Annotated in this window: 12 protein-coding genes; 4 read left to right on the top strand and 8 right to left on the bottom strand. The window is 68.2% G+C overall.

Annotated elements, in window-relative coordinates:
- Positions 1-17 precede the first annotated feature (17 nt).
- Complete coding sequence (locus OSC27_RS09115) at positions 18-2,099, bottom strand: DNA gyrase/topoisomerase IV subunit B (RefSeq protein WP_267181120.1); 2,082 nt, start codon at positions 2,097-2,099, stop codon at positions 18-20.
- Between the two features lie 229 nt (positions 2,100-2,328).
- Here OSC27_RS09115 and OSC27_RS09110 point away from each other — a divergent pair, with 229 nt between their 5' ends.
- A complete protein-coding gene (locus tag OSC27_RS09110) occupies positions 2,329-2,565 on the top strand; it encodes a hypothetical protein (protein WP_267181118.1) in 237 nt (78 codons plus the stop codon).
- 64 nt (positions 2,566-2,629) lie between these two features.
- On the opposite strand, the gene OSC27_RS09105 is transcribed toward OSC27_RS09110, so the two are convergent.
- The 7 genes from OSC27_RS09105 to OSC27_RS09075 all read right to left on the bottom strand — a co-directional run bounded on the left by OSC27_RS09105 (position 2,630) and on the right by OSC27_RS09075 (position 10,779).
- The gene (locus tag OSC27_RS09105) at positions 2,630-3,721 is read right to left on the bottom strand and encodes an alanine racemase (protein WP_267181117.1); all 1,092 of its coding nucleotides are present in this window, start codon (positions 3,719-3,721) and stop codon (positions 2,630-2,632) included.
- Positions 3,718-4,887 (bottom strand): alanine racemase, encoded by a 1,170-nt coding sequence (gene alr, locus OSC27_RS09100; protein ID WP_267181116.1) that lies wholly within the window; start codon positions 4,885-4,887, stop codon positions 3,718-3,720. Before alr ends, OSC27_RS09105 begins: the two co-directional genes overlap by 4 nt.
- Positions 4,874-5,623 (bottom strand): type 1 glutamine amidotransferase, encoded by a 750-nt coding sequence (locus tag OSC27_RS09095; RefSeq protein ID WP_267181115.1) that lies wholly within the window; start codon positions 5,621-5,623, stop codon positions 4,874-4,876. Before OSC27_RS09095 ends, alr begins: the two co-directional genes overlap by 14 nt.
- Positions 5,620-6,924 (bottom strand): MurT ligase domain-containing protein, encoded by a 1,305-nt coding sequence (locus tag OSC27_RS09090; protein WP_267181114.1) that lies wholly within the window; start codon positions 6,922-6,924, stop codon positions 5,620-5,622. The genes OSC27_RS09095 and OSC27_RS09090 overlap by 4 nt, the downstream gene beginning before the upstream one ends.
- A complete protein-coding gene (locus OSC27_RS09085) occupies positions 6,917-8,254 on the bottom strand; it encodes an RNA polymerase sigma factor (RefSeq protein ID WP_267181113.1) in 1,338 nt (445 codons plus the stop codon). The genes OSC27_RS09090 and OSC27_RS09085 overlap by 8 nt, the downstream gene beginning before the upstream one ends.
- Before the next feature lie 200 nt (positions 8,255-8,454).
- Positions 8,455-9,786: an MFS transporter gene (locus OSC27_RS09080; RefSeq protein ID WP_267181112.1), complete on the bottom strand. Its 1,332-nt coding sequence runs from the start codon at positions 9,784-9,786 to the stop codon at positions 8,455-8,457.
- Positions 9,787-9,849: 63 nt separating this feature from the next.
- Entirely contained in the window at positions 9,850-10,779 is a 930-nt protein-coding gene (locus tag OSC27_RS09075) for a proteasome assembly chaperone family protein (protein WP_267181111.1), read from the bottom strand.
- 108 nt (positions 10,780-10,887) lie between these two features.
- Between OSC27_RS09075 and OSC27_RS09070 the strand changes: the two genes are divergently transcribed.
- The 3 genes from OSC27_RS09070 (at position 10,888) to sucB (ending at position 15,521) form a co-directional block, all read left to right on the top strand.
- Positions 10,888-12,366: a leucyl aminopeptidase gene (locus tag OSC27_RS09070; RefSeq protein ID WP_267181110.1), complete on the top strand. Its 1,479-nt coding sequence runs from the start codon at positions 10,888-10,890 to the stop codon at positions 12,364-12,366.
- A 105-nt stretch (positions 12,367-12,471) separates the two neighbouring features.
- Positions 12,472-13,845, top strand: coding sequence for a dihydrolipoyl dehydrogenase (lpdA, locus tag OSC27_RS09065; protein ID WP_267181109.1), 1,374 nt, complete (start codon positions 12,472-12,474; stop codon positions 13,843-13,845).
- 68 nt (positions 13,846-13,913) lie between these two features.
- Positions 13,914-15,521, top strand: coding sequence for a 2-oxoglutarate dehydrogenase, E2 component, dihydrolipoamide succinyltransferase (sucB, locus tag OSC27_RS09060; protein ID WP_267181108.1), 1,608 nt, complete (start codon positions 13,914-13,916; stop codon positions 15,519-15,521).
- The last annotated feature ends 14 nt before the right edge of the window (positions 15,522-15,535 follow it).

Raw genomic sequence — 15,535 nt, 5'->3', positions numbered from 1 at the left:
TGCCGCGATGGGCGACTCTATGCGTCGATGCGCTCTCGGCTCAGCTGGTCTGAGCTCTGCACCAGGAACTCCTTGCGCGGGGCAACGTCGTTTCCCATGAGCAGTTCGAACACGTTCATGGCCTGCTCGGCGTCGGAGACGCGCACGCGGCGCAGGGTTCGGTGACGGCGGTCCATCGTGGTCGCCGCCAACTGGTCCGCATCCATCTCGCCGAGGCCCTTGTAGCGCTGGATCGGCTCCTGGTAGCGCCGACCCGACTTCTTGAGCCCGGCCAGCACGGCGTTCAGTTCGGCCTCGGAGTACGTGTAAATCGTCTCGTTCGGCTTCGTGCCCGGGTTCACAACGACCACGCGGTGCAGCGGCGGAACCGCGGCGAACACCCGCCCCTCCTCGATCATGGGCCGCATGTAGCGGAAGAACAGGGTGAGAAGAAGGATGCGGATGTGCGCGCCGTCGACATCGGCGTCGCTCATGATGATGATCTTGCCGTAGCGCGCCTGGGTGATGTCGAAACTTCGCCCGCTGCCCGCGCCGATCACCTGGATGATGGAGGCGCACTCCGCGTTTCCGAGCATGTCGGAGACCGACGCCTTCTGTACGTTGAGGATCTTGCCGCGGATCGGCAGCAGCGCCTGGTGCTCGCTGTCGCGCGCACGCCTGGCCGTGCCGAGTGCCGAGTCCCCCTCGACGATGAAAAGCTCACTGTTGCCGACGTCGCTGGAGCGGCAGTCGACGAGCTTCGGCGGCAGCGACGATGTCTCGAGCGCGTTCTTGCGCCGCTGCGTCTCCTTGTGGGCTCTCGCCGAGATGCGGGACTTCATTTCAGCGACGACCTTGTCGAGCACGAGGGCCGACTGCGTCTTGTCGTCGCGCTTGCTCGAGGCGAATCGCTCTCCCATGGCCTTCGCCACGACCTGGGAGACGATCGCACGCACGGCCGGGGTGCCGAGCACCTCCTTGGTCTGGCCCTCGAACTGCGGCTCCGGGAGCCGCACCGTGAGCACCGCGGTGAGGCCGGCGAAGATGTCGTCCTTCTCGAGCTTGTCGCTTCCCGCCTTCAGTCGCCGGGCGTTCGCCTCGACCTGCTTGCGCAGGAACTTGACGAGGCCGGCGTCGAACCCGGCCTGGTGGCTGCCGCCCTTCGGCGTGGCGATGATGTTGACGAAGCTGCGCATGACGGTGTCATACCCCGTGCCCCAGCGCAGTGCGATGTCGACCTCGCAGCGCCTGCTCAGCTCGGTCGGCACCATGGCGCCGGTGGGCGAGAGAACGGGCACTGTCTCGGTGAACTCGCCCTCGCCATTCAGGCGCCACGTGTCGGTGATGGCCGTGTCTGGCGCGAGAAAATCGACGAACTCCGAGATGCCGCCGTCGTAGCCGAATTCGGTCACGCCGTGCTCGCCCGTGCGCTGGTCGCTGATCTTCAGCCGCAACCCTGGAACAAGGAAGGCGGTCTGTCGCGCCCGGCCGAGCAGATCCTCGAGCTGGAACTCGGCGCCCTTGGTGAAGATCTGGCGGTCGGCCCAGTAGCGCACGCGCGTGCCGGTCACACCCTTCTTCGTCTTGCCGACCACGCGCAATTCACTCTTCTTCTCGAAGGGTGTGAACGGCGCGTCCGGGCTCGGCTCGCCGGTGTCGGTGAAGACGCCGGGCTCGCCCCGATGAAACGACATGGCCCACGTCTTGCCGTCACGATCGACCTCGACGTCGAGCCGCTCCGAGAGCGCGTTGACGACGGAGGCGCCGACGCCGTGCAGGCCACCGGATGATGAGTACGAGCCGCTGCCGAACTTGCCGCCGGCGTGGAGCTTGGTGAAGACGACCTCGACACCGCTGAGACCGGTCTTGGGTTCGGCATCGACAGGGATGCCGCGGGCCGTGTCCCGCACCTCGACGCTGCCGTCCTCATGCAGCACCACGTCGATGTTGGTGCCGTACCCGCCGAGAGCCTCATCGACCGAGTTGTCGATGATCTCCCACAGGCAGTGCATGAGGCCGCGGGAGTCGGTGGAGCCGATGTACATGCCGGGCCGCTTTCGCACGGCCTCCAGACCTTCGAGTACGGACAGATGCCGAGCTGAATAGTCCGAGCTGGCCACTGATTCTCCTTCACGTCGGTTCGGCGCGGGACGGGGACGCGCCCGTGACGCCTCTCAAGCGTAGTTGGCTCAACGACTCGCCCCGGCTACCGACACCCGGTCGGGGGGAGGTGCCGACGCATTGCTACGCGTACAGCGAAAAAGGCGGCCGTTCGCACGTACGCAGGGCCGGAACGTGCTTGACTGAAGGTAACCGCACCGGTTGATCGAGCATTTAGGAGGAGGACTCATGTCAACGATTACCGCCAGGAACGATGCCGTCGACGAGTTCCCCACCGAGCAGCAGCTGACGGCTGCAGACCGCTGCGACGCGTGCGGAGCCCAGGCCTACGTGCGAGCCGTCGTCAACGACAGCGAGCTTCTGTTCTGCGCGCACCACGCCAAGAAGCACCAGGAGAAGCTCTCGGCCATCGCAACCAGCTGGCACGACGAGACCGCTCGACTGTTCGAGGAACAGCGCGCGTAGCCCTATTCGGGCTTGGCCCGGTTCGCGCCGTGCTCTGTAGCGGCCACGTCAGTTCGCGGCTGGGTCAGTTCGTGCCTGAGTAGATGCGCGGCACGCGCGCACCGACCCGGCTGACGATCTCGTCGCCGAGGGTGCCCGTGCGGTCGCCCCACTCGCGCACGGTCTGCTCGCTGTGCTCCCCCGTGCCGAACAGGTACACCTCATCGCCGACCGCAATGTCACTGCCCGTGACCTCGACGAGCGTCGAGCTGTGGCCGATCTCGCGATCGAGGCCGACGCGGCGACCGCGAATGGCCACGGACACCCGCCCTCGTGACTCTCGCGGAATCCCGTCGAGGAAGCCGGCCGCAATCTCGGCCAGCCGCACACCGCTGGCTCGCTCCGCCACCGCGGTGACACGACTGACAAGGGTCATCACGGGGATCAGCCCCATGTCGGCCGGCGTCACGCCGTCGAACGAAGGAATGCCCCAGCAGTGGCCGCCGATGCGTACCATGTCGTAGCGCACGTCGGCCCGACGGAACGCCGCCGAGCTCGCCGCCAGGTGGCGCACCGAGAAGTGGACCCCGTGCGTTGCTGCCACCGCGATCGCGTCGTCGAAGCGACGCATCGCGAGCGTGTCTTCATCTTCCGATGCCTCGGCGATGTGCGTCCAGACTCCTTTGACACGGATGCGGCCTGCCGCCTCCAGCACGGCCGCCCGGCTCATCAGCGCTGGCCAGGTCTCGGCCGTCGCCCCATTGCGGTTGAGCCCCGTATCGATCTTGAACTGCACCACGGGAACACGCGATGAGCGCGAGCCGGCGATGCGGTCGAGTTCGGCCACCGTCGACGCCGTGAGCTCGATGCCGGCGTCCACGGCCTCGGTGAAGTCCTGGGACGGCATGTGCAGCCAGGCGAGTACGGCGCTGTCGCTCGGCAGCCCCGCCGCCAGCACCGTGAGTGCGTTGGGGATGTCGAGTGCACCGAAGTTGCGCACCCCGCAGGCCGCGGCCGCCTGCGCAACGGGCACCGCGCCGTGGCCGTACGCATCCGCCTTCAGCACGATCATGAAGTCGGCTGGTGCCGCGCGTTCGCGCAGCACTCCGATGTTGTGCTGCAGGGCGCCGAGATCGATGTGTGCGGTCGTCAGAGCGGCCGCCGTGAGGCCGCTCATGCGATGACCCTGCGCACACGCGTCGTGAGCCGGGCCACGATGTCGAGCGAGCTGGTCTGAAGTGCCGCCGCCCAGTCTTCCGCGCTCCACGCGCCGGCGTCGGGCGAGCCGATCAGCTGCGCAGGCTCGCCGATGCTCACCGTGGCAGAGCCGGCCTCGGCGGCTGCTCCGGCGTCGACGACAAGCGCGTCCATGGCGACCCTGCCGATGATCGGGCTGTTGACGCCTCCGATGCCCGCCCTTGTGTGGTTGCCGCTGCGCCGGGGAATGCCGTCGCCGTAGCCAAGCGGCACGAGCGCAAGCGTCGTCGGCCGCTCGGTGACGTGCGTGTAGCCGTATGAGACGCCCACACCCGCTGGCGCGTGCTTCAGCCCGAGCACCGGCGCAGTCAGGGTGAGCGCGGGTTCTAGCGCCGCGACGTCATGAAGCGGATGCGCGGCCGCATGCCGGCCGACGTGCGCCTCGTATGCGCTCAGCCCGTACAGCGCAGCGCCCAGACGGACCGCCGATGCCGCGTCGTGCTCGAGCCCGCGAGCGGGCTCGTACTCGCACACGTGCACCAGCTCCGGGCGGAGGCCGGTTTCGCGAGCGCGGGCGACTGCCGCGTCGATGCGGGCGAACGCGGCGTCGTCACGCTCGGGGACGGTCGCCATGATTCCCGTGACGCTCGGGCCCCCGGCGTGCTCGCGCTCGGCGAGCTCGGCACACAGTGACGGCCACGCGTCGTCGGGGATGCCCAGCTGCTCTCCCCCGATCTCCGGGACCAGCTGGACCGCGCGCACGCCGGCGGCGGCCGCGGCGCGCGCGAGCGCAACCGAGTTCACGGCGGGCGTGACGTCCAGCCGCACCGCCTCGACGAAGTCCTCATCCGCAGCGTGCTGCCAGGTGACGATCGGGGCGGTGATGCCGGCCATGCGCAGCGGCTCGGCCTCGGCGAGCCGCGCAACCACGAGCGCCTCGGCCCCCGCCTCCAGCGCCGCCAGGGCCACCGGCACGGCACCGTGTCCGAACGCGTCGCCGGTGACGACGGCGAGAACGCGCGGCATCCCGGCGGCCTCGCGCAGCGTCAGGAGGTTGCGCGCGATGGCACGCGTGTCGACGAACGCCTCCCTGCCCCCGCTCTCGCCCGGGGACGCCGCCCCGGGCTGAGCCTCAGGCCTCGCCACGGGCCCGGGCGACCGCGCCGGACGGGTCGAGGTGGGCGCGCGTCGCGGCGGCGAGCGTGTCGAGTCGTGCGTGCGCGTCGTTCGTGACGTACTCGAGGCCGTGTGCGGCGGCGGCCACGCTCAGCATGTGGTCGGCGACCGCGGGATTCATGGCGAGCATTGGGCCGTGCATGTGCGTGCCGATCGCTTCGTGCGCCCTGGCGCCCTCGAAGCCGCCTCCGTCGTTTCCACGGCCGGTGACCGCGCGCCCGAGCGCCCGTTCGCCCGCTCCCAGCGCGGTGACGGAGCCGTGGTTCTCGATGCCGACGAGCCGGCCGAGGTCGCTGTCGACGACGAAACAGGCCGTGACGGCGCGGGAGGCCGCGGCATCCGTCACGGCATCGAAGACGCCGAGGCCTTCGATCGGCTCGGCGCCCAGGCCGGTGATGCTCGTGCCGCTGAGCTGGTAGCCGCCGCCGATCGCCAGGAATGGCACGTTCGAGTCGACCCAGCCGCGAACGGTGCCGGCGATGCGGGCGACATCGTCGGCGACGGCCCGCAGCGCAGAGGACGGGCCTGATCCCATCGTCACCAGGTCCACCTGCTCGGGCAGCTCGTCGCCCGGGTTGTAGCGGGTCACCTCCACGTCGATGCCGGCGAGGCGCGCGCGCTCGGTGAGAACGAGCGTGTTGCCCATGTCGCCGTTGATCGCGAGATGGCGCGTGTAGAGCTCGACGAGCTGAAGTGCGCCGCTCATGCTGCGCCCGCCTCGAGGTCGCGATAGCCCAGCATCCGGCGCGTCAAAATCATCTGGTCGTAATCGAGGATGAAGGTGCGCTGGCCGCTCGGCGGCACCGGCTTGTCGAGCATGAGCTTCACGGCCTTCTCGATGTCCTCTTCGACAACGTCGAACGTGACGCCCGCGTACGCCAGGCGCAGCGCGATGAACGACGCCTTCGGCCCCGAGATCACGTCGACATGACGCAGCTTCGAGAAGTCGGCCGCGTACAGCCACGACGGGTCTTTGCTGCCCTCGTCGAGCGCGAACAGAACGGAATCGGGCGTCTGCTCGAGGTAGTCGAGGTTCATCTGCAGGCTCGCGAGGTTCTTGAGCAGCAGGATCTCGATGGGCGCGTCGTCGCGCGGCAGGATCTCGCCTCGCCCGTACACCGTCTTCGACGACTGCAGGGCCTCGAGAGCGACATCGAGCCTGAAGTCACCGCCGAGCGTCTTCTCGCTCAGGCTGAGCGCGGCCGCGGTGTCGACCGCGTAGTGCAGGCCGCGGGTGGGCATGCGAAGCGGATGCTCGGCGCCATGCGTCGCGATCGTCGCATCCCGCCCGGCGAGGGCCGTGATCTCGGCGACGACGTGCGCAGGGGGCACGCCCGCGGCATCCGTCGTCTCATTTCCGTAGTCGGTGGCCGTGACCAGACCGTGAGGGGCTGCGGCAAGGATGTCGGCCGCAACCCCGAAGTACGAGACGTCGAGGCGGCCCTCCGCCTCCAGTTCGCGGCCGAGACCGCGCAGGAACTGGTCGTCCCTGTTCAGCACCATGCTGGTGCTGATCGTCGCCGCGATGTCGCGGAACATGCCCGCGACGCGCTCGGGCTCGAAGAACCGGTAGATCTGGTCGATCTGCAGGTTCAGGATCACGCCGGCGTGCGGGTGCAGTTCGTCGCAGATCACCCGGCCGAACGCCTCGTCGACCTCGATCACGCCGACGTCCGCCGCGAGACGGCCCGTGAGCGACGCCTCGGCGAGCAGTGACGACGCGATGCCCTGCGGCAGGTTGGCGCCCGACGGGTTGGTGAACACGCGCAGGCCGTGCGCCCGCATGATTCCGGTGACCATGTTGGTGGTCGTCGACTTGCCGTTCGAGCCGAGCACCACGACGATGCCGTGCGGCAACTGCGCGACGACCTCGCTGATGAAGCGGGGGCGGAGCTTGCGCACGACCCAGCCGGGGAATGCCGAGCCGCCGCCGCGCAGCCGCGTCACCAGCCGCACGAGGCGGCCGATGATGATGGGAAATACCAGTGCCCTGCCGGGCCTACTCAAGGTAGTCCCGGAGAGACTGCGAACGGGACGGGTGACGCAGCTTGGCCATGGTCTTCGACTCGATCTGGCGGATGCGCTCGCGGGTCACACCGAACGTGTCGCCGATCTGGTCGAGCGTCTTCGGCATGCCGTCGCCGAGGCCGAACCGCATGCGGATCACGCCGGCCTCGCGCTCCGAGAGCGAGTCGAGCAGGCTCTCCAGCTGCTTCTGCAGCATGGTGAAGCCCACGGCGTCGGCTGGTACGACCGCCTCGGTGTCCTCGATGAGGTCACCGAACTCGCTGTCGCCGTCTTCGCCGAGCGGGGTGTGCAGCGAGATGGGCTCGCGGCCGTACTTCTGCACCTCCACGACCTTCTCGGGCGTCATGTCGAGTTCGCGGCTCAGCTCTTCCGGGGTGGGCTCGCGGCCCAGGTCCTGCAGCATCTGGCGCTGCACGCGGGCGAGCTTGTTGATCACCTCGACCATGTGAACGGGAATGCGGATGGTGCGGGCCTGATCGGCCATGGCGCGAGTAATCGCCTGGCGGATCCACCACGTGGCGTAGGTGGAGAACTTGAAGCCCTTCGTGTAGTCGAACTTCTCGACGGCACGGATCAGGCCCAGGTTGCCCTCCTGGATGAGGTCGAGGAACTGCATGCCACGCCCCGTGTAGCGCTTCGCCAGCGAGACCACGAGACGCAGGTTCGCGCCGAGCAGGTGGCTCTTGGCGCGCTGGCCGTCGCGGGCGACCCACTTCAGCTCGCGCTGCAGCTCCTTGGTCATGTTCGGCGTGTTGGCCAGCTTGTCCTCGGCGAACAGGCCCGCCTCGATGCGCATGGCCAGCTCGACCTCTTCGGCCGCATTCAGCAGGGCGACCTTGCCGATCTGCTTCAAGTAGTCCTTGACGGGGTCGGCCGTGGCGCCGGTGATGGTGGTCGAGTAGACGGGCACGTCGTCGTCTTCGTCGACGGCGCGCAGCACGAGCGCACCGGTGGGCAGCGGCTCATCCGCACTCTTGCCCTTGGGCTGCTCTGCGTCGTCGTCGGTGTCGTCGCCCGACTCGTCCGAGGCCGTCTCGTCGACGGTCTCCGTCTCGTCTGCACCCTCTTCGAGCTCGACCTCGTCGTCGGCCTCGTCGTCAGCAGCGCCCTTCTTGTTCTTGCCACGGCCCTTCGGGGCCGCCTCGGCCACCGGCGTCTTCTTCGCGGCAGGCTTGCGCGCCGCCGTCTTCTTCGCGGCGGTCTTGCCTGCCGCGGCGCCTGCCGCCTTCTTCGCGGTGCTCGTCTTCGTCGTGGCGGTGGTCGTCTCAGCCTCCTCGGACGGTGCAGATGTGGTAGCTCGGGTTGCCATGGAAAACCTTTCGTGCCGGGCGGAAGTGGTCTCGTAACGAGTCGCCGATGCCTGGCTCAGGTTGTTTGCGGACATTACTAAGACCCATGTCAAGTCCTCAGCGGCCGCACGCGGATTCAATCGCGCCGTGCCGAGCCCAAGAGGATATGAACGGGTCCAACGTTAATTATTGCATGCTTTGAGTTCGGATGCCGTCTGGCTCACGACCGGCGCCGTCTGCGCCAACTCCCCATCAGTGCAACCCAGAGAGGGCCAACCAGAATTCCCTCGTCGTCAGAAAGCTGGCGTCTGGTTCGCCGTCTGGCCCGCACGAGGGCGATGACGCCGACCCCGATGACGACGAACTCCACGAGGAACGCAATGCGGAACGAGTCGAAGCTGTAGAGGCGGTCCGCTCCCCCGCCGGCGACATGCAGCGAGTGCACCGTGTCGAGCACCGCGCCGATGAGGAACATCATGACGAAGCTCGCGAGGAATCCGCCGACGTTCACGATTCCGTTCGCCGAGCCCAGGCTGTGCATCGGGTTGAACGTGCGCGCGTAGTCGAACCCGATGAGGGAGCCCGGTCCGCCGATGCCCATCGCGACCAGCAACACGAGGATGAGCCAGAACGGCGGGATGCCCGGCCAGGCGAGGACGACGGCCCACACCACGCCCATCACCGCGACCACGCCGAGCACCAGGTTGCTGCGACGCAGCGGGAACCGTGCCGTCAGCAGGCCGAGGATGGGTCCGATCACCACACCGGCCGCAACCATGACGATGAGCAGCGACGCCGCGTCCTGCGGCGCGTAACCGAGTGCGTAGACCATGAACGGGTAGCCCCACATGAGACTGAACACGGTGCCGGATGACTGCGTGGTGAAGTGCGACCAGAAGCCGAGCTGCGTGCCGGGGCGTTTCAGGGCGATGCCGAGCAGGCGTATGGCCTCGCGCCAGCTCGCAGGTCTGGGGCCTTCGACGGATGCCGAGGGGCGATCGGTGATGGTCAGCACGATCCCGGCCAGCGCCACGACCGACAGCCCCGCCGCCGAGAGGAAGGCCGGCGTCCATCCCGCCTCGTGCAGCAGCATGGCGAACGGCACGGCCGAGAGCACCTGGCCCAGCTGCCCGATGTTGCCGATCCACTGCGAGAGCTGAGGCACAATACGACCCGAGAACCACGAGCTCGTCAGACGCATGAGCGAGGTGAACACGGTGGCGTCTCCGGCGCCCACCAGAATCCTGCCGAGAATGGCGATGCCGATGGTCGGCGCGACGGCCACGGTGACCTGCCCGATGACCATCAGTGAGGTACCGACGGTCATGAGCCAGCGCGGCCCGATGCGGTCGATGAGCACGCCGACCGGCACCTGCATGGCCGCATAGACCACCAGCTGCAGCACGGCCAGCGTCGAGAGCACCGATGCGGAACTGTGGAACCGGTCGGTCGCCGCAACACCCGCGACCCCGATGGTGGTGCGCTGCATCACCGCGACGAGATAGCCGAACACCCCGATCGAGAAGATCAGCCAGGAGCGACGGGAGTTCACTCCTCCAACCTTAACCGCTGACGGCGAGCCGTGCCGCGCTCAGCAGCCTCCGGTCAGCCGGCCTCAGCGAGTCTGGCCGCCCTCGTCGTCACCATGTCTGCGGAACGCGAGGAAGTTCTCGAGCTCGGCCGCGATCTCGTCGGCGGACGGCAGCGACCCGTCGACATCCGCCAACGGAGAATTCAAAGGGCTGTCCTCCATATAGCTGTCGTGCCGCTCCTCGAGCGCGCCGACGAGCTTGCCGAGTTCGGCGTTCGCGGCGACCTGGGAGTCGATGTTCGCGATGAACTCCCGATCTTCGCCGCGCAGGGTCTCCGTCGGGAAGATAAGCCCGGTGGCGGCGCTGACGCTCTCGAGCGCACGCACCGCGGCGGCCGGGTACTCAGTGTCTGAGAGGTAATGCGGCACAAGCAGAACGAACGCCGCCACGGGCGATCCCTGCTGCTGCAGGCGGTATTCGATGAGGTGCAGGGCGTTCGCGGGCACCTGCGTATGCGGCCGCCACACCGACATGCGGTCGATCAGCTCCTGGCGGTTGCCACTCACAGTGACGCCGATCGGCCGCGTGTGCGGCACGGGCATGGGGATCGCGTGCACCCACGTCACGCTCTTGACGGCGAACCGGTCGATGAGCCCGAGCACCGAGGAGGCGAAGGCCTCCCAGCGGAAGTCCGGCTCGAACCCCGTGAGCAGCAGGAACGGCTGGTGCAGCTCGTCCCTCGCGAGGTAGAGCTTCAGAACCGGCGCCGAATAGTCGGTGAGGTGGTCCTGGTCGAAGTAGACAGTCGGCCTGCGCGCCCGGTAGTCGAGAAGCACGTCGGCATCGAAGGTGGCGACGACCGTGTGCGAGAGGGTGCCGAGCAGGTGCGCGCTGAGCTGGGTGACCGCGGCACCCGCGTCGGCGAACCCCGTGAGGCCGGCCACGAGATGCAGCCCCTCCGGCACATCGCCGAGGGACGGATTCAGCTCGTACAGAGCACCGCTGTCAGGCATGCCTCAACTCTAATCGCCGCACCCCGACGCATGCCGCGAGAACGGCCCGGCGCTGCCATGCCGAGAGCGAACACCGTCGAAACGGCAGCGAACAAGTAGATTCGCCTCATGAAACCTGCGCAGCTGAACCTCGGAACCGAACCCGCCGACGCCGATGTCGTGCTCGTCGCCGCGAGCGTGACGGCAGGCGAATTCACGGTGTGGGCAGGCGATGAGAACGGCGACCTAGCGCGGCAACTCGCTTCGATCGGGTTCGGTGGAAGACGGGACGAACTCGTGCGACTGCCCGGCGCCGAGGGCGCTGCAGGCGTGGCCGTGATCGGCATCTCCTCCACGCCGAGCACTGACGACATCCGCTACGCGTCCGGCTCGGCCGTGCGGCAACTCGCGGGCGTTCGCCATGTGGCGATCCGGTTCGCCCTCGACGACGACGCGGCGATCCTGGCCGCACTGGAAGGCGCGGCGCTCGGCTCGTACGCATACGAGGGGCTACGTTCCAGGCCGCGCCCTGCCGAGCTGCGGCCCGTGCAGGAGGTGACGGTGCTTGCGGCGAACGGAGCGGCATCCGCTCTCGTGGCGCGGGCCTCGGCGACCGCACAGGCCGTCGCGCTGGTGAAGGACCTCGTGAACACGCCGCCATCGCATCTCTACCCCGAGACGCTCGCGCAGGCGGCGACCGAGGAGGCGGACGGACTCCCCGTAACCGTCGAGGTCTGGGACGAGAAGCGACTGGAAGAGGACGGATTCGGCGGCATCCTCGGCGTCGGGCGCGGCTCCGTGCGGCCGCCCAGGCTCGTCAAGGTCTCGTACGAGCCCGCCGGCGCGGCGCGGCACCTCGCCCTGGTCGGAAAGGGAATCACGTTCGACACGGGCGGGATCTCGCTGAAGCCGCCGGTGCCGATGGTCGGCATGAAGTACGACATGACGGGCGCCGCCACGGTGCTCGCTGTGGCGCTCGCATGCGCACGCCTCGACCTGCCTGTGCGGGTGACCGCCTGGCTCTGCATCGCCGAGAACATGCCGTCGGGCAGCGCGATGCGGCCAAACGACGTGCTGCGCATTCATGGCGGCCGCACGGTGGAAGTGTTGAACACCGACGCGGAGGGGCGTCTCGTGCTCGCCGACGGGCTCGCCGCCGCGAGCGAAGAGAAGCCCGACGCGATCGTCGACGTCGCTACGCTGACCGGCGCCGCGATGGTGGCGCTCGGCACCCGGTACGCGGCGGTCATGGGCGAGGATGCGCTGGTCGAGCGCGTGCTCGCGGCCGCGAAGGCGTCAGGCGAGCTGCTGTGGCCCATGCCGCTGCCCGATGAGTTGCGCGCGAGCCTCAACACGGATGCCGCGGACATCGCCAATGCCACGCCGGGCAACACGGCCGGCGGCATGCTGCTGGCCGGCGTGTTCCTGAGGGAGTTCGTGGGAACGCGAAGCGACGACGAGGATTCGCCGCGCATCCCGTGGGCACATCTCGACATCGCCGGACCGGCGAAAACGCCGTCGGCTCCGTTCGGGTTCACGGGCAAGGGCCCGACGGGCGTGACGGTGCGGGCGCTGCTCGCGTTGGCCGAGGAATTCGCCCTGCGGTAGTAAGGTCTTATGGGCGGGAAAAGCCTGCCGATCATGCCGCGTTCGCGGGTAACCGAATCCTTCGAATGCGCGTGACACAACCTTTTGGGGCAAGGGAGTTGCTGGGTGTCCGAACAGAACTTTGACATTGTCGTTCTCGGCGGGGGAAGCGGGGGCTACGCGGCGGCGCTTCGGGCCACTGAGCTCGGTTTCAGCGTCGCTCTCATCGAGAAGGACAAGGTCGGCGGCACATGTCTGCACCGCGGCTGCATCCCGACGAAGGCCCTGCTGCACGCGGCAGAGGTCGCCGACTACGCCCGGGACTCCTCGAAGTTCGGTGTTTCCGCCACGTTCGAGGGCATCGACATCCAGGCGGTCACGGCGTACCGCGAGGGCGTGATCGCGAAGAAGTACAAGGGCCTGCAGGGGCTGGTGAAGGCGCGCGGCATCACGACCGTCGCCGGTGAGGGCAAGCTCGTCTCGGCGACCACCGTGCAGGTCGGCGACGACACATACGTCGGCAAGAACGTCATCCTCGCGACCGGCTCGTTCTCGAAGAGCCTCCCCGGCCTCGAGATCGGCGGCCGCGTGATCACGAGCGAGCAGGCGCTCCAGCTCGACTTCGTGCCGAAGAAGGTCGCGGTGCTCGGCGGCGGCGTGATCGGCGTCGAGTTCGCCAGCGTCTGGAAGTCGTTCGGCGCCGACGTCTCGATCATCGAGGCGCTGCCCCATCTCGTGCCGAACGAGGATGAGACGATCAGCAAGTCGCTCGAGCGTGCGTTCCGCCGCCGCGGCATCGACTTCCGTCTTGGCACGCCATTCGAGTCGGTCACGCAGGATGACAACGGCGTCGTCGTCAAGCTCACGAACGGCGAGACGGTCGAGGCTGAGCTGCTGCTCGTGGCCGTGGGCCGTGGCCCCGTGACGGCGGGCCTCGGCTATGAAGAGGCCGGGGTGAAGATGGACCGCGGATTCGTTCTCACGAACGAGCGCCTCGAGACGAGCGTGCCCGGACTCTACGCGGTCGGCGACATCGTTCCCGGCCTTCAACTCGCACACCGCGGCTTCCAGCAGGGCATTTTCGTTGCCGAGGAGATCGCCGGGCTGAACCCGATCATCGTCGAAGACGTCAACATTCCCAAGGTCACGTACTGCGACCCCGAGGTCGCCTCCGTCGGCCTCAGTGAGGCGAAGGCGGTCGAGAAGTACGGTGCAGACAAGGTGTCGAGCTACGACTACAGCCTTGCGGGCAACGGTCGCAGTGAGATTCTCGGCACGAACGGTTCCGTGAAGGTCGTGCGTGTCAACGACGGCCCCGTCGTCGGAATGCACATGATCGGCGGTCGCGTAGGAGAGCTCATCGGCGAGGCGCAGCTCGTGGTCAATTGGGAGGCGTACCCGGAGGACATCGCGCCCTTCATCCACGCTCACCCGACCCAGAACGAGGCTCTCGGCGAGGCGTTCCTATACCTCGCAGGCAAGCCGCTGCACACGCTGTAGCCGCCCGCTGAGACGACCGCACGCTGCACTAGGCTAATTGTCAAGAGATCTTTAAAGGAGACGAACTCATGAGCGAATCCGTCAGCCTCCCGGCACTCGGCGAGAGTGTCACGGAGGGCACGGTCACCCGCTGGTTGAAGAATGTCGGTGATCGCGTCGAGGTGGATGAGCCGCTGCTTGAGGTCTCGACCGACAAGGTCGACACGGAGATTCCGTCTCCCATTTCCGGAGTTCTCGAGGAGATCCTCGTGCAGGAGGACGAGACGGTAGACGTCGGAAGCGTTCTTGCTCGCATCGGCGACGGCTCGGGCGCCGGCCAGGAGGGCTCCGCGCCCGCTCAGGAGTCCGCCGCCGAGCAGGCGCCGGAGCCGCAGGCAGCCGAGCAGCAGGCACCGGAGCAGCAGGCACCAGAGCAGCAGCAGGCGCCGGTTGCCGAGCCGCAGTCGGCCGAGGTTCCCTCGACCGAGGCACCCGCGCAGCCGGCGACCGAGGCACCTGCCGCCGAGGCGCCCGCGACTCCTCCTGCGCCGGCGGCCGCGGCGCCCGCACCTGCTTCGCCGGCTGAGCCGCAGGTGCAGCAGCAGACGCAGCAGGAGGAGCAGCAGCAGGCCCCTCGTGAAGCCGCCGCGCTCGCCCCGCAGCAGTCAGAGCAGTGGGCTCCGCCCGCCCCCCCGCAGCAGCCGTCGGAGTCGGCACCGGCCCAGGCGGAGGCAGCACAGCCCGCGGCCTCGCAGCCGGATGCACAGCAGCCCGCCGCGCCCCGCGGACCCTCGCATTCCAGCGGCACCGGTTACGTGACGCCCATCGTCCGCAAGCTTGCCAATGAGCAGGGCGTGGACCTCGCCTCGATCACGGGCACGGGCGTGGGCGGTCGCATCCGCAAGGAGGACATCCTCAGTGCGAGCGCCGCATCGGCCCCCGCTGCGCAGGCTGCGCACGCGCCGGAAGCAGAAGTCTCGCCGTTGCGCGGCACGACCCAGCCGATGTCCCGCCTGCGCAAGGTCGTCGCGGAACGCGCCGTGGCCTCGATGCAGGCGTCCGCCCAGCTCACGACAGTGGTCGAGGTGGATGTGACGGCCGTGGCTGCCCTGCGCGACCGGGTCAAGGAGCAGTTCCGTGAGAAGACCGGCGCCAAGCTCTCGTTCCTGCCGTTCTTCACGCTTGCTGCCGCCGAGGCGCTCAAGACCTATCCCGTGATCAATGCGACGATCGACGGGGACTCGATCGTGTACCCGGACCACGAGAACGTCTGCATGGCCGTGGACACCGAGCGCGGTCTGCTGACGCCGGTGATCCGCGACGCGTCATCCCTCACCATCGCTGACCTCGCCACAGAGATCGCCGACCTCGCCGAGCGCACACGCGACAACCGCCTGAAGCCCGACGAGCTTTCCGGTGGCACGTTCACGGTCACGAACACGGGATCGCGGGGCGCGCTCTTCGACACGCCCGTCGTATTCCTGCCGCAGGTCGCGATTCTTGGCACTGGCGTCGTCACGAAGCGGCCGGCCATCGTGTCGGTTGACGGTACCGACGCCATCGCCGTGCGATCGACCGTGTACCTTGCGCTGTCGTACGACCATCGCATCGTCGATGGTGCGGATGCCGCCCGGTTCCTCGGCGCGGTCAAGACCAGGCTCGAGCAGGCCGCATTCGAGGAGAATCTCGGCATCTGATCACGCCTTCGCCG

Origin of the sequence: Microbacterium sp. STN6 (assembly GCF_026410545.1) — a bacterium.
In the GTDB taxonomy this organism is placed as follows: Bacteria; Actinomycetota; Actinomycetes; order Actinomycetales; family Microbacteriaceae; genus Root112D2.
Note: the sequence above shows the minus strand (reverse complement) of the source record. Positions and strands in the feature narration are given on the sequence as shown.

What these genes read in the sequence shown, in the direction of transcription:
- OSC27_RS09110 (WP_267181118.1), top strand. Translation starts at nt 2,329, where the DNA reads ATGTCAACGATTACCGCCAGGAACGATGCCGTCGACGAGTTCCCCACC.
- OSC27_RS09105 (WP_267181117.1), bottom strand. Translation starts at nt 3,721, where the DNA reads ATGAGCGGCCTCACGGCGGCCGCTCTGACGACCGCACACATCGATCTC.
- OSC27_RS09095 (WP_267181115.1), bottom strand. Translation starts at nt 5,623, where the DNA reads ATGAGCGGCGCACTTCAGCTCGTCGAGCTCTACACGCGCCATCTCGCG.
- OSC27_RS09085 (WP_267181113.1), bottom strand. Translation starts at nt 8,254, where the DNA reads ATGGCAACCCGAGCTACCACATCTGCACCGTCCGAGGAGGCTGAGACG.
- OSC27_RS09075 (WP_267181111.1), bottom strand. Translation starts at nt 10,779, where the DNA reads ATGCCTGACAGCGGTGCTCTGTACGAGCTGAATCCGTCCCTCGGCGAT.
- OSC27_RS09070 (WP_267181110.1), top strand. Translation starts at nt 10,888, where the DNA reads ATGAAACCTGCGCAGCTGAACCTCGGAACCGAACCCGCCGACGCCGAT.
- sucB (WP_267181108.1), top strand. Translation starts at nt 13,914, where the DNA reads ATGAGCGAATCCGTCAGCCTCCCGGCACTCGGCGAGAGTGTCACGGAG.